Source organism: Photobacterium sp. 270122K, assembly GCF_059941365.1.
Genome location: NZ_JBPOEN010000004.1, coordinates 1 through 24,730 on the forward strand (window position 1 = coordinate 1; position 24,730 = coordinate 24,730).

The 24,730-nt window shown below is 46.7% G+C and carries 21 protein-coding genes, 3 tRNA genes and 1 pseudogene; 12 read left to right on the forward strand and 13 right to left on the reverse strand.

From position 1 onward, the window contains the following. Nucleotides 1-583 (forward strand): annotated as a pseudogene (locus ACSF8W_RS08495) (IS3 family transposase); the annotation flags it as partial. Nucleotides 584-669: 86 nt separating this feature from the next. On the opposite strand, the gene folE reads toward ACSF8W_RS08495, so the two are convergent. From folE to dpdA (ACSF8W_RS08510), 3 genes are all read right to left on the reverse strand, one after another. After that, entirely contained in the window at nucleotides 670-1,302 is a 633-nt protein-coding gene (gene folE, locus ACSF8W_RS08500; RefSeq protein WP_500846733.1) for a GTP cyclohydrolase I FolE, read from the reverse strand. Between the two features lie 62 nt (nucleotides 1,303-1,364). Continuing rightward, nucleotides 1,365-2,483, reverse strand: a complete 1,119-nt coding sequence (gene dbpB / locus ACSF8W_RS08505; protein ID WP_500846735.1) for a DGQHR domain-containing protein DpdB — start codon at nucleotides 2,481-2,483, stop codon at nucleotides 1,365-1,367. Beyond that, nucleotides 2,464-3,702, reverse strand: coding sequence for a tRNA-guanine transglycosylase DpdA (dpdA, locus tag ACSF8W_RS08510; RefSeq protein ID WP_500846737.1), 1,239 nt, complete (start codon nucleotides 3,700-3,702; stop codon nucleotides 2,464-2,466). The genes dbpB and dpdA (ACSF8W_RS08510) overlap by 20 nt, the downstream gene beginning before the upstream one ends. A 110-nt stretch (nucleotides 3,703-3,812) precedes the next feature. Here dpdA (ACSF8W_RS08510) and ACSF8W_RS08515 point away from each other — a divergent pair, with 110 nt between their 5' ends. Genes ACSF8W_RS08515 through ACSF8W_RS08525 form a run of 3 tightly spaced genes read left to right on the forward strand, consistent with a single transcriptional unit; the run spans nucleotide 3,813 to nucleotide 7,779 of the window. Further along, a complete protein-coding gene (locus ACSF8W_RS08515; protein WP_500846739.1) occupies nucleotides 3,813-4,754 on the forward strand; it encodes a hypothetical protein in 942 nt (313 codons plus the stop codon). After that, on the forward strand, nucleotides 4,751-6,559 hold the full coding sequence (gene dpdA / locus ACSF8W_RS08520) for a tRNA-guanine transglycosylase DpdA (protein ID WP_500846741.1): 1,809 nt from the start codon (nucleotides 4,751-4,753) through the stop codon (nucleotides 6,557-6,559). Before ACSF8W_RS08515 ends, dpdA (ACSF8W_RS08520) begins: the two co-directional genes overlap by 4 nt. A 2-nt stretch (nucleotides 6,560-6,561) precedes the next feature. Beyond that, nucleotides 6,562-7,779 carry a DGQHR domain-containing protein gene (locus ACSF8W_RS08525; protein WP_500846743.1) on the forward strand — a complete coding sequence of 406 codons (1,218 nt, stop codon included), beginning with the start codon at nucleotides 6,562-6,564 and terminating at the stop codon, nucleotides 7,777-7,779. Nucleotides 7,780-7,844: 65 nt separating this feature from the next. On the opposite strand, the gene ACSF8W_RS08530 is transcribed toward ACSF8W_RS08525, so the two are convergent. The 6 genes from ACSF8W_RS08530 to ACSF8W_RS08555 all read right to left on the reverse strand — a co-directional run bounded on the left by ACSF8W_RS08530 (nucleotide 7,845) and on the right by ACSF8W_RS08555 (nucleotide 10,177). Beyond that, the gene (locus ACSF8W_RS08530; protein WP_500846745.1) at nucleotides 7,845-8,084 is read right to left on the reverse strand and encodes a hypothetical protein; all 240 of its coding nucleotides are present in this window, start codon (nucleotides 8,082-8,084) and stop codon (nucleotides 7,845-7,847) included. A 3-nt stretch (nucleotides 8,085-8,087) separates the two neighbouring features. After that, nucleotides 8,088-8,450: a 6-carboxytetrahydropterin synthase QueD gene (gene queD, locus ACSF8W_RS08535; RefSeq protein ID WP_500846746.1), complete on the reverse strand. Its 363-nt coding sequence runs from the start codon at nucleotides 8,448-8,450 to the stop codon at nucleotides 8,088-8,090. A 320-nt stretch (nucleotides 8,451-8,770) separates the two neighbouring features. Further along, a tRNA-Leu gene (locus ACSF8W_RS08540) sits at nucleotides 8,771-8,857 on the reverse strand. A 78-nt stretch (nucleotides 8,858-8,935) separates the two neighbouring features. Next, nucleotides 8,936-9,011, reverse strand: a tRNA-Gly gene (locus ACSF8W_RS08545). Between the two features lie 3 nt (nucleotides 9,012-9,014). Further along, nucleotides 9,015-9,088, reverse strand: a tRNA-Cys gene (locus ACSF8W_RS08550). A 156-nt stretch (nucleotides 9,089-9,244) separates the two neighbouring features. Next, the gene (locus ACSF8W_RS08555; protein WP_500846748.1) at nucleotides 9,245-10,177 is read right to left on the reverse strand and encodes a sugar kinase; all 933 of its coding nucleotides are present in this window, start codon (nucleotides 10,175-10,177) and stop codon (nucleotides 9,245-9,247) included. Nucleotides 10,178-10,534: 357 nt separating this feature from the next. Between ACSF8W_RS08555 and ACSF8W_RS08560 the strand changes: the two genes are divergently transcribed. The 4 genes from ACSF8W_RS08560 (at nucleotide 10,535) to ACSF8W_RS08575 (ending at nucleotide 14,119) form a co-directional block, all read left to right on the forward strand. Then, on the forward strand, nucleotides 10,535-10,735 hold the full coding sequence (locus tag ACSF8W_RS08560) for a hypothetical protein (protein ID WP_428476159.1): 201 nt from the start codon (nucleotides 10,535-10,537) through the stop codon (nucleotides 10,733-10,735). A gap of 542 nt (nucleotides 10,736-11,277) precedes the next feature. Then, complete coding sequence (brnQ, locus tag ACSF8W_RS08565) at nucleotides 11,278-12,582, forward strand: branched-chain amino acid transport system II carrier protein (RefSeq protein WP_500846750.1); 1,305 nt, start codon at nucleotides 11,278-11,280, stop codon at nucleotides 12,580-12,582. A 302-nt stretch (nucleotides 12,583-12,884) separates the two neighbouring features. Continuing rightward, a complete protein-coding gene (locus tag ACSF8W_RS08570; protein WP_500846751.1) occupies nucleotides 12,885-13,271 on the forward strand; it encodes an energy transducer TonB in 387 nt (128 codons plus the stop codon). Between the two features lie 188 nt (nucleotides 13,272-13,459). Then, nucleotides 13,460-14,119 (forward strand): DUF642 domain-containing protein, encoded by a 660-nt coding sequence (locus ACSF8W_RS08575; RefSeq protein ID WP_500846753.1) that lies wholly within the window; start codon nucleotides 13,460-13,462, stop codon nucleotides 14,117-14,119. Between the two features lie 72 nt (nucleotides 14,120-14,191). On the opposite strand, the gene ACSF8W_RS08580 is transcribed toward ACSF8W_RS08575, so the two are convergent. Beyond that, the gene (locus tag ACSF8W_RS08580; protein ID WP_500846755.1) at nucleotides 14,192-17,242 is read right to left on the reverse strand and encodes an efflux RND transporter permease subunit; all 3,051 of its coding nucleotides are present in this window, start codon (nucleotides 17,240-17,242) and stop codon (nucleotides 14,192-14,194) included. Between the two features lie 3 nt (nucleotides 17,243-17,245). Beyond that, entirely contained in the window at nucleotides 17,246-18,361 is a 1,116-nt protein-coding gene (locus ACSF8W_RS08585) for an efflux RND transporter periplasmic adaptor subunit (protein WP_500846756.1), read from the reverse strand. A 217-nt stretch (nucleotides 18,362-18,578) separates the two neighbouring features. Here ACSF8W_RS08585 and ACSF8W_RS08590 point away from each other — a divergent pair, with 217 nt between their 5' ends. Continuing rightward, nucleotides 18,579-19,184, forward strand: coding sequence for a TetR/AcrR family transcriptional regulator (locus ACSF8W_RS08590; protein WP_500846758.1), 606 nt, complete (start codon nucleotides 18,579-18,581; stop codon nucleotides 19,182-19,184). Nucleotides 19,185-19,249: 65 nt separating this feature from the next. Here ACSF8W_RS08590 and ACSF8W_RS08595 read toward each other — a convergent pair whose 3' ends face one another. Both ACSF8W_RS08595 and amrS read right to left on the reverse strand, forming a co-directional pair. Continuing rightward, nucleotides 19,250-19,558, reverse strand: coding sequence for a glutaredoxin domain-containing protein (locus tag ACSF8W_RS08595; RefSeq protein ID WP_500846760.1), 309 nt, complete (start codon nucleotides 19,556-19,558; stop codon nucleotides 19,250-19,252). A gap of 140 nt (nucleotides 19,559-19,698) precedes the next feature. Beyond that, nucleotides 19,699-20,823, reverse strand: coding sequence for an AmmeMemoRadiSam system radical SAM enzyme (gene amrS, locus ACSF8W_RS08600; protein ID WP_500846762.1), 1,125 nt, complete (start codon nucleotides 20,821-20,823; stop codon nucleotides 19,699-19,701). 81 nt (nucleotides 20,824-20,904) lie between these two features. Between amrS and amrB the strand changes: the two genes are divergently transcribed. From amrB to katG, 3 genes are all read left to right on the forward strand, one after another. Next, on the forward strand, nucleotides 20,905-21,714 hold the full coding sequence (gene amrB, locus ACSF8W_RS08605; protein ID WP_500846764.1) for an AmmeMemoRadiSam system protein B: 810 nt from the start codon (nucleotides 20,905-20,907) through the stop codon (nucleotides 21,712-21,714). Continuing rightward, the gene (gene amrA / locus ACSF8W_RS08610; protein WP_428476175.1) at nucleotides 21,680-22,273 is read left to right on the forward strand and encodes an AmmeMemoRadiSam system protein A; all 594 of its coding nucleotides are present in this window, start codon (nucleotides 21,680-21,682) and stop codon (nucleotides 22,271-22,273) included. Before amrB ends, amrA begins: the two co-directional genes overlap by 35 nt. A 230-nt stretch (nucleotides 22,274-22,503) precedes the next feature. Further along, nucleotides 22,504-24,711: a catalase/peroxidase HPI gene (gene katG / locus ACSF8W_RS08615; protein ID WP_500846766.1), complete on the forward strand. Its 2,208-nt coding sequence runs from the start codon at nucleotides 22,504-22,506 to the stop codon at nucleotides 24,709-24,711. The last annotated feature ends 19 nt before the right edge of the window (nucleotides 24,712-24,730 follow it).

Below are 24,730 nucleotides of genomic sequence, written 5' to 3' on the forward strand. Positions count from 1 at the left end.
GAGCTAACAAGTAAACAGCCTGGCGCATACAAATATAAAACGGCACCTCATGAACGATCGGATATTCCAAACTATCTAAACCGAGAGTTCGATGTAAGTGGCCCCAATCAAGTGTGGTGTGGCGACATCACTTACATTTGGGCAGACTCTAAATGGTGCTATCTCGCTGTTATTATTGATTTGCATACTCGCTGTGTTATGGGATGGGCGATGTCAGTCCATCCGGATGCCGCATTGGTTGTTAAAGCTCTAGATCTGGCTTACGAGCTTAGGGGCAAGCCTAAAAATCTTCTGTTCCACTCAGATCAGGGTTCACAGTATGCGAGTCGATTATTTCGCCAACGGTTGTGGCGGTATCAAATCAAGCAACTATGAGCCGTCGTGGTAATTGCTGGGACAATGCACCAATGGAGGGCTTATTCAGAAGCCTGAGAACGGAAACATGACAATGACAGAAGCATCAAAGGATATCAGCTATTACTTGATGGACTATTACAATTGGCAACGATCACACAGTCACAATGATGGGTTGCCGCCAGCGAAAGCTGAAAAACAATCAAATTTACGGTTCGGAGATGGTTGACCACAACAAAACTGCTCCAATGCCAGAGCAATTCTATAAATTGGTTGAGGTTCAATAGTAACCAGGTATAACTATGTATCATTGAATTAAGTTGACTGATACTTGACTTTCTTGAAGTAACCGCCCGACTTCACCGTGATTGTTGTACTGGTGACATCTTTAACACCTCTACTTTTTACACAATAATGTGCAGCTTCCAGTTTTACATAAATATCGTCAACACCAAGTATCGCTTGCAAGGCTGCAAATATTTGCGCTGTAAGTCTTTCTTGCACTTGAGGTCTTTGCGCAAAAAAGTGTACCAGGCGGTTTATCTTAGATAAACCAAGCACCTTATCACCCGGCACATAACCAACCGTTGCCATACCATCGATGACAACCAAGTGATGCTCACAAGTACTGGTAAATGAAATCCCTTTAACCACAATTTCCTCATCAATGCACATCTTGTTCTCGATGGTTGATATTTTAGGAAAGTTCACATAGTTCAAGCCTGAAAACAATTCATCTATGTACATTTTTGCAATTCGATTTGGCGTATCGGCCAGACTGTCATCATCCAAATCCAATGAGAGAGCATTCAGTATTTCTCTGGTTGCATTTGATATAATCTCTAACTGCTCGCAGCGCGACAGTTTTTCAGCCTTCATTGGCGTCTCAAGGCCCTTGTCTTGTAGAGCCACCATAACAATGTGGGCTTCATCAGTGAGTGTTATCATAAAGTGTAGTGGCCTATTGTGATATCGAGTAATGTTCTATCATATTTAGATATTGTGCCCATTTAAAGTGTATTTCTCTTTTCCATATAGACGCCTCTTTCAATCTTATCATATACACCTATCAAGTACCGTGTAACTAAGTTTATATCTGTAGTTATATTCTGAATTTGATTCCATTTTTTCTCAATTTCCTCTCCATCTTCATCTTTACCTAACTTCCAAACTCCTTTACTCCAACAACAATAAGGCTTTATTTTATGAAGTTGATCTATAGCATATTCACCAAATGACATCTTAATTTTTCTTACACTATGCGAATAATATATTTCATCAAATAACTGGCCTAGAGAGATTATACCTACGCCGTGAAACAAGCGAGAATCTTTGGGTTTCTTACCCCATTCATCATTGAAAACATTTCTTACCGCCTTAAAGTAATCACAAAGCAAAAAAACAGAACTTTGGCAATCCTCTTGCCGACATGTTCGGATAGACTCACCTCTAAAATGGTACAACGCCCCCTCTCTCAAACTATTATCTACCATTTTTATCAATGAATTATCTGCGATAATACCTTCTGGGTTCGTAGTGAGTTTTACTAACCCTCTTAAAGGGGAGGATTCCTCATAATTAAGCAATTGAACAATTAGAGAGGGTAATTTTTTTCGAATCAAGTCTGCATTAAACAATCCATTTGCGTGAGGTAACAATTCATATATCAAACTTCTCGATAATGGTTTAGCAGAGTTAATTAATAGGAACTGTTGTCGTTCAAAGTCAACGTCATCATGAATAAACACACAAACTGAAAAGTAAAAATCTTCTCTACCAGATTGTTTTAACGCTGCAACGCGCTGCTGCCCATCAACTAGGACTGCGGCGTTTATATCGTTTGGAATATCTAACTCATAAATTTCCTCATCGATCTGCTTAACCTGAACGTTGGTACTTAAACACATTATAATTGAATTTGGGATGATTGACTCATCTGACTTAATATAGTTTGCGATATTATCAACATGATTACGTATTTCAGTCCGTTGATAACCTTGAAGCAAACAATTTGCATCCCTAAATATTGTTGAAATAGTGCAGATCGAATCTATTTCAAGAATATTCATTGTGAGCACGAATAAGTTAACATTTTTATCTTGATTAACCTTAATGGCTTTTTTTTTCATACTCTTTATTCCTTAAAAATTCCGCATAAAAATCATGTAAATTATGAAATCCTCGTCGTTTATTACGTTCAGAACCTCTGAATATGATTATTTCCACCCCAACTTTTTTACATATAGCACACCTGCACTTTCTCCATGGCCGGTCAGTTAGCGTTTTACGATAATGTGGCAATAACATCCCCCTTCGCTCTGAGAACAAATCTTCGTACTCAAATATATACTCCAGTGTTTCATCAATGGATAACTGATCATGGTCAAATAGCCGCATAGCTGCCAGAGCGCGAGTTTCTTTTTCCATGACCAATTTTTGAGACAACCTGCCAGAAGATATCATCCTTTTTACACTTGCATTACTTGAGGACTGTGGAATACGAATTGCACAGTATTTCTGATCTTTAAAATGATAATTATTTTTATCATCCATGAATGCTTGTTTCAACGGCGTAGTACTATCAATGCTTAATACATTTAACGAATGCAGTGTCGATAAATTGTCTAATCGCCCAATCCCTAGTAAATGAAAACCCAGTTTTTTATCGGTTTTTTGAACGATCTCTGTGACTACCCGAACGATTTGGCTTGAATCCATCGTCACTATGCCGCCAAGCGTGACACGCTGATAACCCATTTTCTGCAGTGCTATTGCTGATTGAACATAACTGTCAATATCCCATCCCTGTGCAACGCCATACGGCGTAAACGCATAGGCTTTTTTTCTGAGAATGAGTTTTTCTGCGTTATCCAGCGTTATCGCAACCCGTTCTTCTTTATCAATTGGAAGCCCCTTTTTTTTACGGCTATACTCGTCTCTAAATCCAAAGACGATATGATCTAAAGAGACCCCCTGATTAACATTGGCCTTACAATAGAAATCAATAAGGTCATCGGTACTGTATGGCGGCTTTAGCTCATTTACATATGAAAATGCACCACTATCACCCATCACCTCAAAACGCTTACTTAGCCGAAAATATTTATGTGCGCCCTCTCTATACAACCGGTACTTTTGCCCCTCCGCGTATCGTGTCTTCCCAGTTCTACCCGGAACACCGTCTACCATCGCCTTGGAAATCAAAAGGCCATCATATGGGCGAGTATTCAACAATTGATGTGCATAAGCATCATCACGCTGTCGCACACGCAATACATCTCGCTCTTCAGTGATAAAATCAAATTCAGGGTCAACGAAATCCTGACTATCCGGAAAGTAGTATTTCATTATCAATCCTCCGCACGTTAAGCATATACGAAGATTTACAAGCCAGCTAGGCACAGAAGTAGTTTGATTCCGCTAATCACGTTAGAATCGGCCCCTTGAAGGAGTAGCACATGAAAGACTTACATCTATTGGTACCTTGCACAGCCAAAAAATCTAGCGCAGTGCCTAATTCAATGAATCTAAATCCACTGAGAAGCGATACTCTAGAAAAGACGCTGAGCCACTGGGTAACCGCCTTTGCGTCCAGCAATGAAAAGGTAACAGCAAAATCACTTTACACCGGACATGCTTTTAAGAGTCTATCAACCTTAAGTGAACAGTTAGATGCACATTTACACATTCTTTCTGCAGGCTTTGGCCTTGTTTCTGGTGAAACATTACTGCCAGGTTATAACGCCACATTTTCGGTTAATACGCACCGCGTGCCCACGCCATTCACCCAATGGTGGCAAGCCTTAGCAAGGAACTCTCTCCTGCCAGGTGGTTCAATCGCAGAATTGCTTAATCGCACCCCCAATAGCAAGTTTGTCTTTTGCATCAGTAACGAATACCTAAATGCGGTAGAACATGATCTAAAAGTCGCCTTAGATACCATGGGCACACCTAAGGATCGTGTCGTATTGATCACGTCAAAGGTACCAAAGTCATTAAAAAATTATGACTTTCTATTTATTCAATGCTCACCCAAAACCCTCAAACACAAAGAAGTCAAAAAAACCACCAAAAACAATGGATTAGCCATCGCAAATCGAAACATAACAACAATAGCAACACACTTATTTCTGCATCGATTAAGAGATACAAAAGCTTCATTCAGTGATATTATCAGCGCCCTAAATGAAGAGTTTGAGAAGATCCCTGTACCGATAAAGGTTATTCGAGAGAAGCGTGATGATGCATTTATCATCGACTTTATCCAAAAAGATATTGAGAAGCATGGTGTTAGCGCTATTGCAAAATCGCTTGAACGATATAAAGCAGCTGGTTTTGCCTGCCTTGATACCCGGTTCAGTGGTCTTTACAAAGAAACAAAAAACAAAGGTTCAATGTGACTAAGTTTCGCTTTTACTTCCCAGATAACAAAGATTTCGTCGATCCGAACTTCGATGGTCGAAAAACCTATCGTCCCAAACACCATCGTCCCTACGATGATGACTGTTACCCACACGAAATTCTTAAAGAGCAACCATACGATGGCATGCTTGTATCTCTTGCGGGTGTAGGCACCATGCAAAAGCGTGGCAAGTACTATGAGCCTGAACTAACAGAAGATTTCTATTTCCTCGGCGCTCGTGAGTTCCTTCGCTTAGATGAAGCTGAAGGCGAATTCAAACTCATGGGGGACTGTGGTGCATTTGACTATCATGCCGAGTATGAACCCCCATTCACCGTCGATGAACTGATCGAATTTTATGACCGTGGCGGTTTTGATTACGGTATTTCTCTCGACCACATTGTTTTCCCTTATGCCAAAGACGACGTGGCAAAGGCAAAACTGGGCTCAAAAGTTATCGATGAAAGTGAACGCCGTATCGCAATCACATTAAAAAATGCCAAAGAGTTTTTCGAAAAATCAGAGCACTATGATTTCGAGCCTTATGGTGTTGCGCACGGTTATGACAAAGCGTCATTCATCTCTTCAGTAAAAGCATTGCAAGAGATCGGTTACCGCAAAATCACCATCGGGGGTATGATCAAGTCAAAAACTGATGAACTCCTCGAGTTGTTGGACGTTTTGGGTGAAGAGCGTCACCCAGACACCGAATTCCATCTACTGGGTATCTGCCGTTTTGACAACATTCCTGCCTACGTAAAAGCAGGGGTGACCAGTGCCGATAGCACATCACCACTGATGCAGGGTCTGAAAGGCGGTAAGTACTACACCCTGGATGATGATGAAATAAAATTTCAAGAGTCATTGATGATTCGTGTGAGACAATGCGATCACGACAATGTGCAAAAACACATCGAGGTATACCGTGATGAGTTACGCCAGTTGATTGAGAACATGCAAAAGCAGTATGAGTTTGATATTGATCTCTCTAATACAGCGCTTTCTATCAATGAGTGCATCAAACGCCTAGAAGTGGACTGCCTGAAAAAGCTAGAAAATTACGATAAGACAGGGTTGGATTTACCTTCAACACTTAAAGCGCTAATGGCGTATGAGAAAGTCACGAACGATGTTTGTATTCCAACAACCATCAAGAGTGAAATTGATTTACTCGTTAAAACGAATGATGACATCAATGTAGAGTATTACTATCAAGCGAAAAAAATCTTTGCGGGTAAAGATTACACAGGCGATGATTTGGCGTCCTCCACTGTGCAAGAAATCATCACTATCGTTGACAACTGCCTGAAAGAACTTGAACAAGTTGATCCAACGATTTTCGATGCTGAAAATGAGCTAAAAGCGATTGTTGCCTGTAAAGCCTACGATTTACTTGTTGAACACGTTGATGATACTGAAGATCAAAATAAATCCAGTTATGATATCAAAAATGAACTGATTGCTTTCTTCGATCGGAAACTATCAGCCAGCGAAAACCATTCAACCATACTCCTTGAATCAAATTTCATGGAAATCATGAATAACCTTCTAAAGAGAATGGACAAAAAGAATACCGACAAGGCGAATAAGTTAGCCGTTATTCAGAAGAAATATAACGAATTTCTTTCACAACGCGCATGGCGACTGTGTGCCTGTGGTATTTGTAATAATGAGGGAGGGCTCATGAATATCGTCTTCCGCTCTAATCAGTCTAACCGACGCCGTGGTATCCATAATCTTGCGATTGTTACCGAACACAAACAACGCGTAATTGAAACAATCCAGTCGCAGTCTGAGTCGTAATTATGTCAGAAATATTAAAAATCAAAGTAATCCAAGAAGTGGTGAACGGCGTGACCGTTTATACTGGTTGGGTCGAAGGTAAAAAAGTCCGTGATGTGGCTAAGATTGTACATATTACACGTGAAGGTGAGTACATTCATGGTTACCAGCGCAGTGAATTACCCAAACACATCGAATCGATCACAGATTATGTCGAGTCTAAGAACTCAACCATTTTAGCAAACTTAGTGATTGGCTTTGATAACACCGTCATCTTTAAACCCATTACTGAAGGCTCAGAGTTTGGTTACTTACACGTGCCTTACGATCCTGAAAAGCCCTCTAGCGAGTTACCCGGTGCGATTGTCGATGGCCAGCAGCGTTCAGGCGGCGTAAAAAACAGCCACCATGAAAGTTACCCTTTGCCTGTCTCCATTTTCATTTCAGAAAATGAGAATGACTATATTCAGCAATTCCTTATCCTAAACCTAGGTAAGCCACTGACATCAGTGCAACTTAACGCACTGGCGTTATACGACGATATCTATAAACCACCAGCACTTGCTGAAAAGGCATTCCCACTATCCATGTGTGAAGAATTAGGTTTCCGTAATCACGGTTCACCGCTGTTTGGTTTGATCAAGTCTAATGGTAATAGGGATGGTATCATCGCCGAATCTTCAATTACTGAATTTGTCACTAATGTTCAACGTCAAATATTGCAAACCATTGGGGTACGCGTATATCAGGAACTTGATGAACAATCACGCCTGAAATTTATTGAAATCATCATGAATTTTTGGACTGCGGTTGCTAACGTTTTTGAAGATGAGTGGTCATTAAAGTCTCGTGACATGAAACGTACCTATATTACTCACGGTACATCAATCATTGGTTTTTCATACCTTTGTCGCCACATGCTACGCGTTTTCAATGAACCAAGTAAATGTGCCAATATTGCGCTGTCATCCGTGAAGTATGAGACCCCTTCGGTCCGGTTTTTCGAGACAGAGTTACACCTATTCAAAGACAGCTGCCATTTTAGCAGCGGTTATTGGTTACTTGGTTTGGCACCAAACCCAGAAAATCCTGAAGATAAAACATCAACCGTTCCCTATACAAGACGATGGAACGATTTTCAAAACACAAGTTCTGAAAAACAGTTATTTTCAACCAATATATTACGTCTCTACGAGATAAGTAAGGGGTTACGCAAAAACTACCCTATATTTATTAAGTAATATCGCCTTAAACACAAAGAGAAGGCTAAGCCTTCTCTTTTTATAACGAAACAAGTAAATAATCTTTACTTTAACTCATCCATTAATGCGTAAATATCTTCTAGTGGCTCATATTTGCAAATATCAACCAATTGCCTAATATCGGCCTCAGAGGCAGCATTACACTGAACCTTTTTCTTCAGTTCACGCCATTCCACGTCAGGATATATCGGCGTGATCAGTCCACTTGACACACCTATAATAAAAGTATCAATTTCATACTTAAATAATCGAGAAGCAATTTTTTCTACTTTAACTGAATCCATAAGTTATTCTCCCCTATAAAAGCAACCCGCAGTGCATGTCTCTTTAATTTCAACTTTTGATAGCAAAGGTAACAGAGGTTTGGTGTGATCCCAAACCCATTTAGCCAATACTTCACTGGTAGGGTTTTCCAATCCTTCGATATCATTTAAGTAATGATGATCGAGTTGCTCATAAATAGGCTTAAAAATGCTCTTTACATCACCAAAATCGATAAGCCATCCACTCGTTGGATCAACTTCACCTGATAGGTATAGACGAACTAAAAACGAATGTCCATGAAGTCGTCCACATTTATGCCCATCAGGTACATTTGGTAATCGGTGAGCTGCTTCAAAAATAAAATCTTTGTAAATTTCAGTCTTCATAAATATTTGATTCCATTGTGCTGGGCACCCATTATTTTAATATACCACCAAAATTAGTTATATGTATTAATTTATCTGGTAAATTTGAAGTAATCAAAATAAGCCAATGATGTTCTCAGCAGAGCTATCAGGAGAGAAATTTGGAATCCAGAAAATAGCCTAAGAATAGACCATTTCTGTTTTTGGCTTAAACGCTTGAAGAACTTAAAGCCTAACCAACTGAGACCAGGGGTTACTTGGTTTCGGGCTTGGATGCGAACTTATACGGGAGTAAAATAACAAGAAAGGCCCACAAGTTACCTTGTGAGCCTTTAATGAGATGGTGCCCCGGGCCGGACTTGAACCGGCACAACGCGAACGTCGAGGGATTTTAAATCCCTTGTGTCTACCAATTTCACCACCAGGGCACGCAATTCTTATTGCGATGCGCTAACTGAAAAGTTAAACACCATCTTTGATACTGTTGCTAAACAATATCTAAAATTTGGAGCGACACACGAGGTTCGAACTCGTGACCTCAACCTTGGCAAGGTTGCGCTCTACCAACTGAGCTAGTGTCGCAAATGGAGGCGCGTCCCGGAGTCGAACCGAGGTACACGGATTTGCAATCCGCTGCATAGCCACTCTGCCAACGCGCCTTTGTACCAGTCAGCGTTCTTCGCTGCGGTATGCGTTGCATTCTACGGAAAGCGCAGTATGAGTCAACAATAAATTTTAATAAAAATAATCAACTGACTGATATTTGTACACATTGTCGTTAATTGTGTGCCATTTGGTGGTTTTGCGCACATTTATCATTGCAACAATGCTTTCATCGCTTGAAGGGGAATGATCGCCCCGGGGTGTTGCAGCACAATCGCCGCTAACTGATGGCCTAATTCTGCCGCCGCCGTTGCACTCCCCCCACTTAACCGACTCGCTAGGTACCCAGCCGCAAAGGCATCCCCAGCGGCACTGGTATCCACCACATTCTCCACATAGTTAACCGCTACATGATTCACCTGCGGTTGCACCGATTGTAATTGGCTGGTGACAATACACGGTGCCGCCCCACGTTTAATCACCACCTCCTCGCACCCCGCGAATTGGTAACGCGCAACCATCGCGTCTTGAGCGGCTTCTCCCCAAATACGTTGCTCGTCTTTTTCTGAGATCAACGCGATATCGACAAACGGCATCACTTGGCTATACCAATACTGTGCTTGTTTCGTCGTCCATAATTGTGGGCGAAAATTATTATCAAAAATCACCTTACCGCCATGTTGCCGGTGTTTCTCTAACAGGGTGACGAGTATGGCTTTGGCCTCTTCTGCCAAAATCGCCAAACTCACCCCGCTAATATATAAAGCATCCAACGTCTGTTGCTCTATCGCCACCTCAAGAGGCGAAGAAAACTCAGCGAAATAAAACTTCGCCGCACTGTCATTTCGCCAATAATGGAAGTGACGCGCACCACTAGGTTCGGTTTCCACTAAATAGAGTCCGGGCAATTTATGCGGTAATTGGCGCACCATACGGGTATCAATATCTTCTTTCTTCCATGCCGCCAACATATCTTGACTGATCGTATCCAGCCCTAACGCCGTCGCATAACTCACATGTATATTGCGCTGATGACCAAGGCGGGCCAAATACAGCGCGGTATTTAACGTATCACCGCCAAACGTACGTTGCAGCGGCTGGCCACTGAGTTCGACCATGCATTCACCAAAACATGCAATCTTCACGCTGCCCCCTTTTTTATCGATGCGATAATAAAAGCGTAATGGAAGATAGCCGGCTTACCTCACCACAAAGACCTGCATTTTGACGAGTTTTAGACAATTATATTGTCTCTCTTCAATGTCTTATTTTTAGCGTGTTTTTCACCCCATCACAACGGGTCATTTCCGACTCATTCCGTTCAGCTTCACGATGGAAACATAGGCAATAAAGCGGCTATGTGTGCCTATTAATTCATACAGGTCGCATAAGTAGCAAAGAGGGGCTTTTCCCTGATTCTGTTAACAAATTTTCATTGCCAATAACGACCAAAAGTGTATCATCCGTGCCACTCGTTTTCCCGTGCCACAAAGGATATAAGCATGGATGTGACTTATCTTATCGAAGGTATACTATTTGGCTTAATCATCCTGTTGATTGGCTTGGCAGGTGGGGCTTTTTTTACGATGGCCACCCTGAAAAGCACGGATGAAAACAGCGCAACAGAGTCACGTATTGAATTTGGATTCTATGGGGTAGCGAGCTTGATTTTTGCAGGACTGTTGACCGGCATTATCAGCTAATCGCATTAATATACTTGGGGTCACTTGAGTATAAAAAAATGGAGCATCTCGCTCCATTTTTTATGTCTGCCATTCTGTCTTCACCGCCACCGTTACCCTCTCCTTGCTCACGGCACTTACTTCGTTGTCCACACTTAAACAATGCCGTTTCACCACTGGCATCGTTCCCACGTCAGACGTCACGATAGATTCTCTCTGCCTGTCTGATATTTCTTTGCTTATTCCATAAAAGCCTATTTACAGAATGGTTAATTACTTATATGTTGTGATGATTGTCCGCAAACAGACTGAATACGCATGGTTAAGCCAGACTTACTTCATTACCACTCTTTAACTCACTCGCCTCTGGCGTTTGGTGAGAGTGCACTGTTGCGCACAACTTCTCTTACTATTGCTGTCGTCGTCCTAGTCATCGTTATCTAGGCTGGCGGCTATTTCCGTCAGCCATGCTGACGGAAACCGCACCTTTTCCCCCAGCATCCTGACGGTCCAAACGAAAAATACCCCAAAGACATAATGGGTATGTAATAAGGACTGGTCCAATGAAAATAAGCGACATACTGGCTCTCGGGCTAATGACATTTGCCATGTTTCTCGGGGCTGGCAATATCATCTTCCCCCCTTTTCTGGGTTTAGAAGCGGGCCAACACTTGTTGCCTGCAATGGGCGGTTTTTTGATCACAGCCGTGGGCTTGCCTGCGCTTACCTTAGTGGTATTTGGTCGATTAAATGACAGTCAATTACTGACGCACCCTTTGCCAACTTGGCTTGCGACTGTCATGTGGGTTGCCTTACTGACCGCCGTTGGCCCCGCTTTCAGTATGCCTCGCGCCGTGACGGTGGCATATGAAATGGGCATCGCTCCGTTTGTCACTGGTGATTACCTTCCCCTCTTTTCTGTACTGTTCTGTTTGGTGACATTAGTGTTGGCTTTTCATCCGGGCCAACTGATGAATTACATCGGTAAAGTCATGACGCCAATGCTCATTGTACTGCTGGCAATCTTGGCCGTGTACGCCATGGTGTCACCGTTAGCGCTACCGCCACTGCCAAAGCCCCATTTTGAAAACGGTGCCGTTACACAAGGGCTGGTACAGGGTTACATGACAATGGATGCCATTGCCGCCGTGGGATTTGGCTGGGTAGTCATCAAAAATATCCACGATAAAGGCGTGACACAAACCCGTGCCGTGCGTCGTATTACGTTTAAAGTCGCGATGATTTATGCGGTGTTGATGGCGGCATGTTATCTGGCATTGGGATATGTGGGTGCCACCTCATCACCGATTGCAGAAGGCGTGACAAACGGGGGCGAACTGCTGACGCGTTATGTGGCGTATACCTTCGGTGACTACGGTCAGCTGTTACTGGCAGCGATCATTATCATGGCCTGTTTAACCACCACAGTAGGTCTGACCAATGCCTGTACCGAGTACTACGAACAAACCTTTGCTGTGCCATTTCGTCGCAGTGCCACACTGGTGATTCTGGCAACAGGCCTGATTGCCAATATCGGGCTAAACCAAATTCTGGCAATCAGTTTGCCGGTGATCCTGATTTTGTGCCCCGTCGCCATTGCCTTGGTACTTGCCGCCTTGTTTTACCCGGGTGATAAACGCTACAGCGCCATGTATGTCATGACCCTCTTTACGGCGTTCCTGTTTGGTACGTTAGACGCCATCAGTATCTTAGGTTTTATGCCGACACCGCTTCAGTACGCCTTTTCGCTGTGGTTACCGCTATATAGTGCACACGCCAGTTGGTTATTGCCTTGTCTTGCCATCTTGATGGCGAATGCGATTCCGGCGTGGCGTCAACAGCGTAACCGCAACGTTATTGCGTCATAAGTCGCGTATCGTGACCGATGCCAGCAACGATCCCGCTGGCATCTTCTTTTCTTTATCACTCATTTCTCTCTGTGCGACGCCAGCTAATAACCTCCCCTCTCACTGTCAACATTCAGCATTCAGCATTCGTTGCATAGCGGCCTGTGATCTGACTCGGTTAGATCCTTGTGCCTCCCAGAAAAGAAAACACTGCAACAGCACATGCAAATTATCCATGCTAGGGTGGCAAAGCTACCGTCTGAACCGCTATTTTCACGCCAAAAATACGTGATTCTGTCCCCCATCATTGCGCTGGAGCATTCATGAAAATCGCCCTCTCATTCCTTTGCAGTCTTTTTGTTTTAACCGGTTGTAGCAGCGCTCACGTCTCAACAACCTACCTGACCTCTCCCCCTATTGCGATTGAGGCTTCAGATTTAAATAAATATTGGATCAGTCATGAAAACAAAGGCAGCTTCAATATTTATAAGCTAGAAGTGCCGAAACACAACGGCATGGTGAAAATACAATATTTGATCGATTCCAATGGCGGCATTTTCAATCCATCCGTACTTAAAGCCACACCCAATGATGCGTGGAATGAGATTGCCATGCATAGTCTGAATGCGATGGAATACACTCCTGCTGAAGAAAATACAGACAAAACGCCCGTGATTGTCGCCAAAGCATTTATTTTCACACAACCATGATTATCCAGTCTTAACGCATACAGTGAGTTCACGATGAAGATGTGTATGCCTACCTCTCTGCCTCTCTCTATGCCTATCTCTCTGGATTGCGTGCTAGTTTATTTGTACTTTTTTGTCATATATACAAGACTTAGTGTTAATGGAAAAGTCAACATTAACGATACAATGCGCTTGATGGGAAGGTACCTATGGATAGATTGGCCTTACACTCCTTTTACTCGGCACTGATAAAAAAAGGGCTTGGTGTCGCTCTATTACTGTCTGCAACGTTATTCTCTGCCTTTTCACAGGCAAACTTAATCCAGCACGGCAGTTTTGAAGCACCTGATGTCGGGAATAAAAAATGGCGATATTTTGATCCCGCGACCACGCCGGGGTTAAGTGGGTGGCAAGGGGACAATATCGAAATTTGGGATTCGCTGTTCGGCTTTGAGTCCAGCCACGGGGATCAGCATGCTGAATTAAATGCCCATCCCAACCAAGGCAGTTACTTTTCGATCTACCAAACCTTTGCGACCAACCCCAATCAGCACTATACCCTGTCGTTTGACTATGCAGCACGCCGTAACAGCGGTGAGTCATTCTTTGTCAAAGTCATGGGGGACACCCCGCTCTTACTGACGACCCTCGCGGATCACGAACGTTTTACCTGGCGACATTACAGTGAGACCTTCTATGCTGACAGTGACTTCTCGACCCTACGGTTTGTGTCACAAAACAAAGGGACGCGGGGTAACTTCCTCGACAATATTCATGTCACGATTGTACCGGAACCCGACTTGCTCTTCCCTGTGCTTTTGCTGATCGTATTTTTGCTGACCCAACGGCGTTTACGTAAGTTTCACTAAATAAAAAAGGGCGTACCTCTCGGTACGCCCTTCTTGTTTATTTCACTGTCTCGTTCTGAGATGTGTTCTGTATTACGCCGTTTCTACCTTCACGCGGAAGAACATCGCATAGAACAGTGGGATCACCACTAACGTCAAGATGGTGGCAAACAACAGACCAAACATGATGGTCACAGCCATACTCTTGAAGAACGGGTCAATCAACAGCGGGGCCACACCCAAAATCGTCGTGAATGCGCCCAGCAATACCGGACGTGCACGCCCCAATGCGGCCGCAATGATCGCTTGGTACGGTGATAACCCGTCTTTGATCTCAATGTCCGCCTGATCCACCAAGACGATGGCATTTTTCACCATCATGCCGATCAAACTCAAGAAGCCAAGAATCGCCATGAATTCAAACGGTGTTTGGAAGATCACCAAACCGATGGTCACGCCCACCAATGCAAATGGCGTTGTAAGCCAAATAACAAGCGGCTGACGCAAGGCGTTGAACATGAAGATCACCGACAAAATCATCGCAGCAAAACCATACGGTGCTGAAATCACCAAGCCTTCATTCGCATCTTTCGACGCTTTGTATTCGCCGTACCAAATCAGCTCGTAGCCCGGTGGTAAGTCAATCGCTTCAATCTGTGGACGTAAACGGTTAAAGGCATCGGCCGTTAACACACCCGGTGCTGGGTCAGCCTGCACCAAAATCGTTGGCATACGGTCAATACGACGCAGGATCGCGTCTTGCCATACCACATCCACGGAATCCACCAGTTGACTCACAGAGATAAAGCCACCCACGTTCTGGCTGTACACTTCCGTGTTTTCAATCGCACGCTGATGATCACGTTCGTTTTCAGGCGCACGCACCACAATCGGGATCAAATTGTCACCTTCACGGTACACGCCCACTCGACGGCCAGACAGTGTCTGTGCAATCGCTTGGTTGATCTCTTGCGTGGTCAAGCCAAAGCGTTGAGCTTCTTCGGCTGAATACACCGGACGCAAGACAGGCACTTGCTGACGCCAGTCATCTTGCACCGCGATCAAGCTATCATCATTGTTCATGATGGCTTTTGCCTGTTCGGCCAATTGACGCAGCACGCGGCTATCTGGGCCTTTAAAGCCCGCTTCAATCTTCTTACCGCCCCCGCGACCTAGCATGAATTTCCACACTTTGATCGACGCGTCTGGGTATTTCGCATCCAACTCACTTTGTAATTCAACCAGCAGCGGTGCGATCTTGGTGTAGTCATCAATGTCGATCAGCAACTGGCCATAACTTGGGTTACGCGCCTCAGGCGCATAGGTCAGCATAAAGCGCAGACCACCGCCACCAATAAAGCTGGAGATATTGGTGATACCGTCTTTTGCTTTCACATCGTGCTCGATGCTCGCGACCACTTGCTCAGTCCGTTTAATGTCTGAACCCTGTGGCAAATACACATCGACCACAAACTGGGCACGCTGTGATTCCGGCATGAAGCCCGGTGGCACAAAGCGCACCCCGTACACCGCCCCAGCCAGCATCGCCACTAACAGTAATGAACTCACCACACGGTGTGTCAGTACCCACGTCAGCAAGGCTTTGTACATGGTGACCATGCGGCCCGGCTTTTGATCCGCCGAGCGTGCTTTTACTTTCAGGAAGTCAAAGCACAACATTGGGGTCACAGTAACGGCAAACACCCAACTCAACAGCATGGAGTACAGGATCACCCAGAACAACGAACCGGCGTATTCCCCCATGTCTGACGGTGACAGACCAATCGCACTGAACGCACAGATCCCCACCACGGTACCGCCCAATAGCGGCCACTTGGTGGCATTCACCACGTCCGACACAATCACATTGCGGTCTTCATCCGGGTTATTCTGCAAGCGCACCAAAATCCCGTCTGTCACCACAATGGCGTTATCCACCAGCATACCCAAGGCGATAATCAAGGCACCCAAGGAGATCCGCTGCATCGCAATGTCTTCGATCAGCATGATGCACAGCGTACCGGCGACGGTCAGCAGCAACACGAAACCGATGATCACGCCAGAACGCAAGCCCATGAACAGCAACAGCACGATAAACACGATCACAACTGCGGCGATCAGGTTGTCGATAAAGTTTGTGACCGAGTCACGCACGGAATCCGACTGCATGGAGATGACATTCAATTCCATCCCCAGCGGACGTTGGCCTTCCAATTCAGCAATGCGCACTTTCACCGCATCACCCATATCGACCACGTTACCGCCCGTCACATTCGAGATACCAAAACCAATCGCACGCTCGCCGTTGTAGCGCATCAACATGGATGACGGCTCTTGATAACCGCGAGTCACGTTGGCAATGTCGCCCAAACGCAACACGGTGTTATTTTCCCCAACGCCCACTTGCAGGTTCTTCAAATCCGTAAAGGAATGAATGCTTGCACTTGGGATCACCGGAATACGCATCGCATCGGTTTCAATACTGCCCGCCACGGTCACCATATTTTGCTTCTGCAATACTTGGAACACGTTTTCAGCCGATAAACCAAACTTCGCTAAACGTTCACTGGAAATTTCAACAAAAATGGTTTCTTGCTGTTCAGCGAGAGTGGCCGTTTTCGCCACGCCAGGCACTAACACCAACTCACGGCGCAAACTGTCGACATAGTCTTGCAGTTGTTTATCCGTAAAGCCTTCACCGGTCACGGCAAAGAACAGCGCGTACACATCCGAGAAATCATCATTGACGATAGACGGCCCTGCGCCCGGGGGTAGCATACGCTGCGCATCCGTGATTTTACGGCGCAGTTTGTCCCACACTTGCTGAAGATCCGCCGATGACGAGGCAAACTCGAGCTTAATTTCGACCGTGACTTCCGACATGCCTTGTTTTGACACCGACTTCACTTCTTTCAGCTCTTGCAGCGACTGCACCGCCCCTTCAATCACATCCGTGACTTCGTCAGACACCTCTTGCGCCGTGGCGCCAGAGTACGGGGTATTGATCACCGCTTGGCGGATCACAAACTCCGGATCTTCAAAGCGACCCAGTTTGAGGTAGCTGATGTAGCCCCCCAACAAGATCAAAGCGATCAGCACCCACACACTGGTGCGTTTCGCAATGGTATAACGTGCAATATCCATCGATTACACCCCGTTGCTATCGTCAGTGTAAGGACGCACTTCCATCCCTTCCTTCACGCTCGATACGCCCGCGATAATCACGCGCTCACCCACGTTCAGGTGCTCTGTCACTACCACGCGGTTTTTGCTTAATGCGCCGACTGTGATATAGCGTTTTTCGGCCTTGTTATCGGCATTGATCACCCACACAAACTGGCGACCTTGGTTATCCGGTACCACGGCGGTTAGCGGCACGGTGATCATCGATACCACGTCGCTGCCTTGTTCGCTTTGCTCACCCTCGTACGGCAACACTTTTACCGCCATACCCGGTAACACGCGGTAGCCTTTGCTGTCTTCAAAGCCCAGTACCACGGCATACGTTTGCGTTATCGGATCCGCTTGGGTCGCGTAGGTACGCAACGCCAACGGGAATACCACACCCGGAATCGCTGACAATTCCGCCTGCGCTTTGGTGCCCGCCATTCCCGACAACATCACGTTATCCGGAATATTGATCACCACTTCCAGATCCTGCAGGTTATGCAAGGTCACAATCGGGGCGTTGGCCTGAATTTGTACGTGGTTATCCACCAGCTTACGCCCAATAATGCCGTCAAACGGTGCTTTAATTTGGGTGTACTCCAACTGGCGTTGTGCTTCCGCTAAACGGTTCTTCGCCAAGTTGTAGCGCGTCGTTAAGGTATCTAAATCACTCTTGGCAATCGCCTGACTTTTCTCGTAAATGGCTTTACCACGCTGATACTCGGCTTTTGAGTTATCCAACTCCAATTTGGCCGATGCCAACGCGGTTTGTGCATCTCGGGAATCCAACGTGGCCAGTACCTGACCCTGTTTGACCTCATCCCCTTCTTTCACGGCGATGTCAGTAATACGACCACCGATTCGAAACGCCAGATCCGCACGCTCTGCAGCGCGCACCACCCCGTTAAAGCTCAAATCGTCGTTGGCGCGGGTGCTGATCACCTCCGTCAATGCAGGTTTGATGACCGGTGCAACCACCGCTTGAGGTTCTTCCGCGCCACAGCCTGTCAGTAGCAATGTTGACATGGCAATGCTGGCAGCAAGGGCGTTGAACTTAAAAGATGCCAGTACTGACTTCTTAAAATACGTATTCACCTATTTCTCCCCTAAAAGGTTGGTCCGGCGCGACCGTGAGGTATGAGGACGCTGGATGCGATCCCAAGATTGCCACGCGCCTCATGGCGGCATGACAAAAAAGTAAACTATTGAGTTTATTTTATAGTGACTCACGAGAAAGTAAACTACCAAGTGTACTTTTTGACACAATCTTGATAAACTGATCGCATTGAGTAAAGGGAAGAATGGAAACACAATGACACGCTCTGAACTAAAACGCCTCGCCATCATTGATGCGGCGAAAGCTGAATTTATTCATCACGGTTTTTTAGGCGCGAATATGGATAGGATCAGTGCAGCGGCGGAAGTCTCAAAGCGCACGTTATACCGTCACTTTGAAAGCAAAGAAAATCTCTTTGAAGCAGTACTGACCATCTTGCACGAATCGACCAATGAGACGGTACAATACGCGTTTGATCCTCAACGTAGCTTGCGGCAGCAACTGATTGAGATCACGTATAAAGAAGTCGATATTCTTTATCATACCTACGGCATTCCCCTGTCACGCACAATTGTGATGGAATTTCTTCGTCAGCCGGATATGGCCAGCAATCTGATCAATACGCTGTACAGCTCCAAAGCCATTATGCAGTGGTTCCGAGATGCGATGGCGGCCAATCAGCTGAAACAAACGGAATTAAAAACCATCACCAACGTGTACATCAGCTTGTTTCAAGGCTCGCTATTTTGGCCACAGGTGATGTCGATCAGCCCGCAAGCTGATGGCGACGCACTGACAGAGAAAGTCGAATTGGTCGTTTCAATCTTTTTGGCATCGTATGCCGTTGAATCAGAGAGATAAAAAAACAGCCAAGGGCATCACGCCATTGGCTGTTTTTTTAATTACGCGAACGTTGTGGTGATGATTTACAGCTCAAAATCACCAAAGGCATCGCCGTCTACTTGGCGCTCAAGAAACGCTACCAAGTCATCATGACCACCGATATATTCACCCTCAAGGATGATCTGTGGCACTGTGCGCACAACGTTACCCGTCGCTTGTTCGATAAAATCGACCATCAGGGTTTTCGGTAGATCCGCACCCAGTACAAGTGTGGTGTATTCCGTACCGCGTGCATCCAGCAAGGCTTTTGCTTTTACACAGAATGGGCAGTTTGGCTGCGTGATCACCAAGTTTTGGTAGCCCGCTAGCTGTTCCATGGTCATATCAGACATTGTTATTCACTTTATTCAGGTTAACTTCTGGGCGTTAAGATAATAGAAGGCAAAAACAGTGACAAGGTTCGGTGACACGTTACCGTGGCTTTTCATCGCATCTGTTGTGTTTCTAATCAATTTCACCTTACCGTGCCCCCTTATTTGATCACGATCGGAATGCGCTGGCGGCCAAAGGGTTTTGCCATGCTGTCACTTTCCTTACCGGAGAAACGCCCAGCGACAGGCGCACCACAAAAGGCACAGACACTCGCTTGCGTGAGATGCACCGCCCCCAATTTGAACCAGTTACGCGTGATCACCCGCTCTGTGCATGCCGGACAATAGGTGCTGTCCCCTTCTTCATGGAAAATATTCCCGACATACACATAATGCAGGCCATTGGCTTGGCCGATATGACGCGCTTGAAGTAAGGTCGCTGGCGGCGTGCGGGGCGTATCCAGCATTTTAAAGTCCGGATGGAACGCCGAAAAATGGACAGGCACATCTGGCCCCAAATTGTCGACCACCCAGCGGGTCAGGGCGTCCACCTCTTTCGGGCTGTCGTTTTCCCCCGGGATCAATAAGGTGGTAATTTCAAACCACACCGATGTTTCATGCTTCAAATACAGCAAGGTATCCAGCACCGGCGCTAAATGGCCATGGCAGATTTTATGATAAAAACGTTCGGAGAAGGCTTTCAGATCAATATTGGCCGCATCCATCACCGAATAGAAATCTCGCCGAGGTTGATCACACATATAGCCCGCGCTAACTGCAACACTGTGCACCCCAACGTCTCGACACGCCAGCGCCGTATCCATCGCATATTCCATGAAGATCACCGGATCGTTATAAGTAAACGCGATGCTTTCGCAGCCATAACGCAATGCCGCCTGTGCAATGTGTTCCGGCATGGCGTTGGCTCCTAAGGTGTCGATGTGGCGGGATTTGCTGATCTGCCAATTTTGGCAAAACTGGCAGCTTAAATTGCACCCCGCCGTCCCGAACGACAACACGGCACTGCCGGGGTAGAAATGGTTAAGGGGTTTCTTTTCAATCGGATCAACACAAAACCCGCTAGAGCGCCCATAGCTGGTCAGTACAATTTCACCGTGATGGGCTTGGCGGACAAAACACGCCCCGCGTTTGCCTTCTCGCAAACGGCAGTGACGTGGGCACACATCGCACACCACTCGTCCATCGGCTAACGCATGCCAGTGCGTTGTTGGCCAATAGGTACTGGGTTTAGTGTGCTCGGCTTGGGGCAGTCGCGGTTTGTTCATGATCCTGACTCAAGTGACGACCTATACTCAGTATATACCTTGCGTTGCTTACTCATTCATTTTGTACTACGGGGGATCTGCATGCACACTCGCCCACCCGCCGTCGCCGGTCACTTTTACCCCCACACGGCCCCTGCACTGCAACAACAAATTGACCGCTGGCTCGATGTAAAAAACGACACACAAATAACAGACAATACATGCCAAATCCGTGCATTAATCGTACCCCATGCCGGCTATTGTTACTCCGGCGAGGTGGCGGCACAGGCCTATCGCGCCATGCTGCCACAGGCTGATCGCATTCGAAAAGTGATCCTTGTTGGGCCCAGTCACCGCTTTGCTTTTCATGGCTGCGCCCTGCCCGCCTGTCACTATTTTGAAACACCTCTCGGAAAAGTCCCTATTGACATACAAAGTGTTGAAAAGTTGCGGGAAATAGATGATATTGAGGTATCAGATAAAGTACACGCCCAAGAACACAGCCTTGAAGTGCAATTGCCTTTTCTGCAATCATGTTTGCATGATTTTACCCTGTTACCGCTCTTAACCAGCAATGCCTCTTCGGCCATTGTCGCCCAAGCCATCGACCCCCTTTGGCAAGGTGATGATTGTCTACTCGTGGTAAGTAGTGACCTTAGCCATTTCCATCCCTACTCAGACGCAACACGTATCGACCACCATACCTGTTCCCTGATAGACGGCTACGTACCCACCCTCACCCCTGAGCAAGCCTGTGGTGCCACAGGCATTAATGCATTGCTATTGCTAGCCAAACAAAGGGGATACCCACTTATACGTAACACATTGATCAACTCTGGCGACACCGCCGCCGGAGATAAGGAGAGAGTCGTTGGATATGTTAGCTACATCATCGTTGCAGAACCTCAATAAAGGGGAATTAACCCAACTGCTGGATATTGCCCGAGATGCCATTCGTGGCCATTTTTCGGATGAAACTATCCTCGCCCCGCGGCTTGATCTTTATGGCAAAAAATTACTGCGACCCGGCGCCTGCTTTGTCACGCTAAAAGTGAATGGGCAACTGCAAGGTTGCTTGGGAACGACGCAAGCACACAGCCCACTCGTGTTGGATGTGTTCAATAAAGCGCGTGCCAGTGCCTATCAAGATCGCCGTTTTATGCCGCTGTGCGAAGAGCAGCTGGATAAACTCACCATCGAAGTGTCAGTGTTATCCCAACCGCAAGTCCTTGAGGTTGAATCAGAACAAGCGTTAATCGATTACCTTGCGACGCATAAAACCGGCGTGATTTTATCGGATAATTACGCGCAAGCACTGTTTCTGCCGCAGGTGTGGGAGCAAATCACCCAGCCGGCAGAATTTGTCCGTCAGCTGAAAGTGAAAGCCGGTTGGCACGGCCGTTATTGGTCTCCGACCATGACCGTTAAAACGTTCACAGTGAACAGCATTACCGGTAAATATTATTACTGATACGTACATCATCCCGTAACACCACACGCATTCAAAGCGGCGGAGCAGTGCACACTGACCGCCGCTTTTCGCTTCTGTCCCTTGCCCGCCCTCATCGTATCCAACAGAGAAAAACCCTCAGCTTCCACACGCCTTGTCTATATTGATAGCTAACTCAATGGATAGCTAATGCGATCAATCGCACTGGCGTCATCGAATAAGTGCAACGGACAAAATAAACGGAGTGATGTATGAGCAACGATCACGGCAAAGGGGCTGGAAAATGCCCTTTTATGCATGGCAGTAATACCCATGTTGGCGGTGAAGGCACCCAAAATAAAGACTGGTGGCCCAATCAGCTTAATCTAAAAATCCTGCATCAAAACGACACCAAAACCAACCCGCTCGGTGACGACTTCAATTATCGTGACGCCTTTAAACAGCTCGATCTCAACGCCGTAAAAAAAGACATTGAACACATTTTGACCGCATCACAACCGTGGTGGCCAGCGGACTACGGGCATTACGGCCCCATGATGATCCGTATGGCGTGGCATGCCGCGGGGACGTACCGCACAGGCGATGGTCGCGGCGGGGCGGGACGCGGAAACCAACGTTTTGCGCCACTGAACAGTTGGCCGGATAACGGCAACCTGGACAAAGCCCGTCGCCTGCTGTGGCCAGTGAAACAAAAATACGGCAACCATTTATCCTGGGCCGATCTGATCGTGCTGACGGGGAATGTCGCGTTAGAATCCATGGGATTCAAAACCTTTGGCTTTGGTGGTGGCCGCGAAGACATCTGGGAACCGGAAGAAGACGTCTATTGGGGCGTAGAAAGTGAATGGCTCGGCAACAACCGTTACAGTGGTGAACGCGATTTAGACAACCCCTTAGCCGCGGTACAAATGGGGCTCATTTACGTCAACCCCGAAGGACCCGACGGCAATCCGGATCCGCTCGCATCCGCCAAAGATGTGCGTGATACCTTCGCCCGCATGGCAATGAACGATTATGAAACCGTGGCGTTAACCGCCGGGGGACACACCTTTGGTAAGTGTCATGGCGCCGGTGATGCCGCGCTCGTTGGGCCGGAACCCGAAGCCGCACCGATTGAACAAATGGGGCTGGGTTGGAAAAACGCCCACGGCAGCGGCTTAGGGCGTGATGCCATCACCAGTGGCTTAGAAGGCCCATGGACCCCCACCCCAACACAATGGGATAACAGCTATTTCAACATGCTACTCGGCTACGGCTGGGAACTCACCAAAAGCCCGGCTGGCGCTCACCAATGGGCGCCGAAAAATCTTGGCGAACGCAACCATGCCCCCGATCCCGAAGACGCGAGCCTGACCGTCAGTATCATGATGACCACCGCCGACATGGCGCTGCGTGAAGATCCGGATTACCGCAAAATCTCTGAACATTTCCGTGATAACCCCGATGAATTTGCCGATGCCTTTGCCCGTGCGTGGTTCAAATTAACCCATCGCGATATGGGGCCAAAGTCTCGCTATCTTGGGCCGGAAATTCCCGCTGAAGATCTGATCTGGCAAGATCCGGTACCCGCCGCCACCCGCGGCGTGATTGATGACAGCGATATCACCACCCTGAAACAGAGCCTGTTAACGTCTGGCCTGAGTATCTCTGAGTTGGTATACACCGCATGGTCAGCAGCATCGACCTATCGAGGATCGGATCACCGTGGTGGGGCGAATGGCGCGCGGATACGCTTGGCACCGCAGAAAGATTGGGCGGTCAATCAACCGGGGCAGCTAAGCAAAGTGCTCAGCCAACTGGAAAGCATTCAAACCGGCTTTAACAGTGCCCAAAGCAACAAAGCCGTCTCGCTGGCGGATCTCATCGTGCTCGGTGGCTGTGCCGCTATCGAAAAAGCAGCGCAAGATGCAGGCCTGGCCCTGAGCGTGCCTTTCTCACCCGGACGCACCGATGCCACCGATGCACAAACGGATGTTCACTCGTTTGAAGTGTTAGAGCCGTTCGCCGATGGTTTCCGCAATTATGAAAAGCAAGCTTACACTGTGTCCGCCGAAGAACTGTTGCTTGATAAAGCGCAGTTATTGACACTCAGCGCACCGGAAATGACCGTATTGGTTGGGGGGTTGCGAGTATTGAACGCCAACTTTGAACAAACGGCGCACGGGGTATTCACGGCCACGCCTGGCGCGCTGACCAACGACTTCTTTATCAACCTGCTCGACATGAATACCGCATGGACGCCAACTTCTGACGAGGCACGTACCTTTGAAGGGCACGATCGCCAAACCGGCAACCTCAAGTGGACCGCGACACGGGCGGATTTAATCTTCGGGGCCAATGCACAACTACGGGCGATTGCCGAAGTGTACGGTGCAAGTGATGCGAAAGAAAAGTTTGTCCACGACTTTGCCAAGGCATGGGCGAAAGTGATGAACGCCGACCGATTCGACTTAACTTGATTGGGTTTGACTTGGTTTA

Excerpts from the sequence above, each read along its gene's own strand:
- folE (WP_500846733.1), bottom strand. The coding sequence starts at position 1,302 with ATGATAACACTCACTGATGAAGCCCACATTGTTATGGTGGCTCTACAA.
- dbpB (WP_500846735.1), bottom strand. The coding sequence starts at position 2,483 with ATGAAAAAAAAAGCCATTAAGGTTAATCAAGATAAAAATGTTAACTTA.
- dpdA (WP_500846737.1), bottom strand. The coding sequence starts at position 3,702 with ATGAAATACTACTTTCCGGATAGTCAGGATTTCGTTGACCCTGAATTT.
- ACSF8W_RS08515 (WP_500846739.1), top strand. The coding sequence starts at position 3,813 with ATGAAAGACTTACATCTATTGGTACCTTGCACAGCCAAAAAATCTAGC.
- ACSF8W_RS08525 (WP_500846743.1), top strand. The coding sequence starts at position 6,562 with ATGTCAGAAATATTAAAAATCAAAGTAATCCAAGAAGTGGTGAACGGC.
- ACSF8W_RS08530 (WP_500846745.1), bottom strand. The coding sequence starts at position 8,084 with ATGGATTCAGTTAAAGTAGAAAAAATTGCTTCTCGATTATTTAAGTAT.
- queD (WP_500846746.1), bottom strand. The coding sequence starts at position 8,450 with ATGAAGACTGAAATTTACAAAGATTTTATTTTTGAAGCAGCTCACCGA.
- ACSF8W_RS08560 (WP_428476159.1), top strand. The coding sequence starts at position 10,535 with ATGGATGTGACTTATCTTATCGAAGGTATACTATTTGGCTTAATCATC.
- brnQ (WP_500846750.1), top strand. The coding sequence starts at position 11,278 with ATGAAAATAAGCGACATACTGGCTCTCGGGCTAATGACATTTGCCATG.
- ACSF8W_RS08570 (WP_500846751.1), top strand. The coding sequence starts at position 12,885 with ATGAAAATCGCCCTCTCATTCCTTTGCAGTCTTTTTGTTTTAACCGGT.
- ACSF8W_RS08575 (WP_500846753.1), top strand. The coding sequence starts at position 13,460 with ATGGATAGATTGGCCTTACACTCCTTTTACTCGGCACTGATAAAAAAA.
- ACSF8W_RS08580 (WP_500846755.1), bottom strand. The coding sequence starts at position 17,242 with ATGGATATTGCACGTTATACCATTGCGAAACGCACCAGTGTGTGGGTG.
- ACSF8W_RS08590 (WP_500846758.1), top strand. The coding sequence starts at position 18,579 with ATGACACGCTCTGAACTAAAACGCCTCGCCATCATTGATGCGGCGAAA.
- ACSF8W_RS08595 (WP_500846760.1), bottom strand. The coding sequence starts at position 19,558 with ATGTCTGATATGACCATGGAACAGCTAGCGGGCTACCAAAACTTGGTG.
- amrS (WP_500846762.1), bottom strand. The coding sequence starts at position 20,823 with ATGAACAAACCGCGACTGCCCCAAGCCGAGCACACTAAACCCAGTACC.
- amrB (WP_500846764.1), top strand. The coding sequence starts at position 20,905 with ATGCACACTCGCCCACCCGCCGTCGCCGGTCACTTTTACCCCCACACG.
- amrA (WP_428476175.1), top strand. The coding sequence starts at position 21,680 with ATGTTAGCTACATCATCGTTGCAGAACCTCAATAAAGGGGAATTAACC.
- katG (WP_500846766.1), top strand. The coding sequence starts at position 22,504 with ATGAGCAACGATCACGGCAAAGGGGCTGGAAAATGCCCTTTTATGCAT.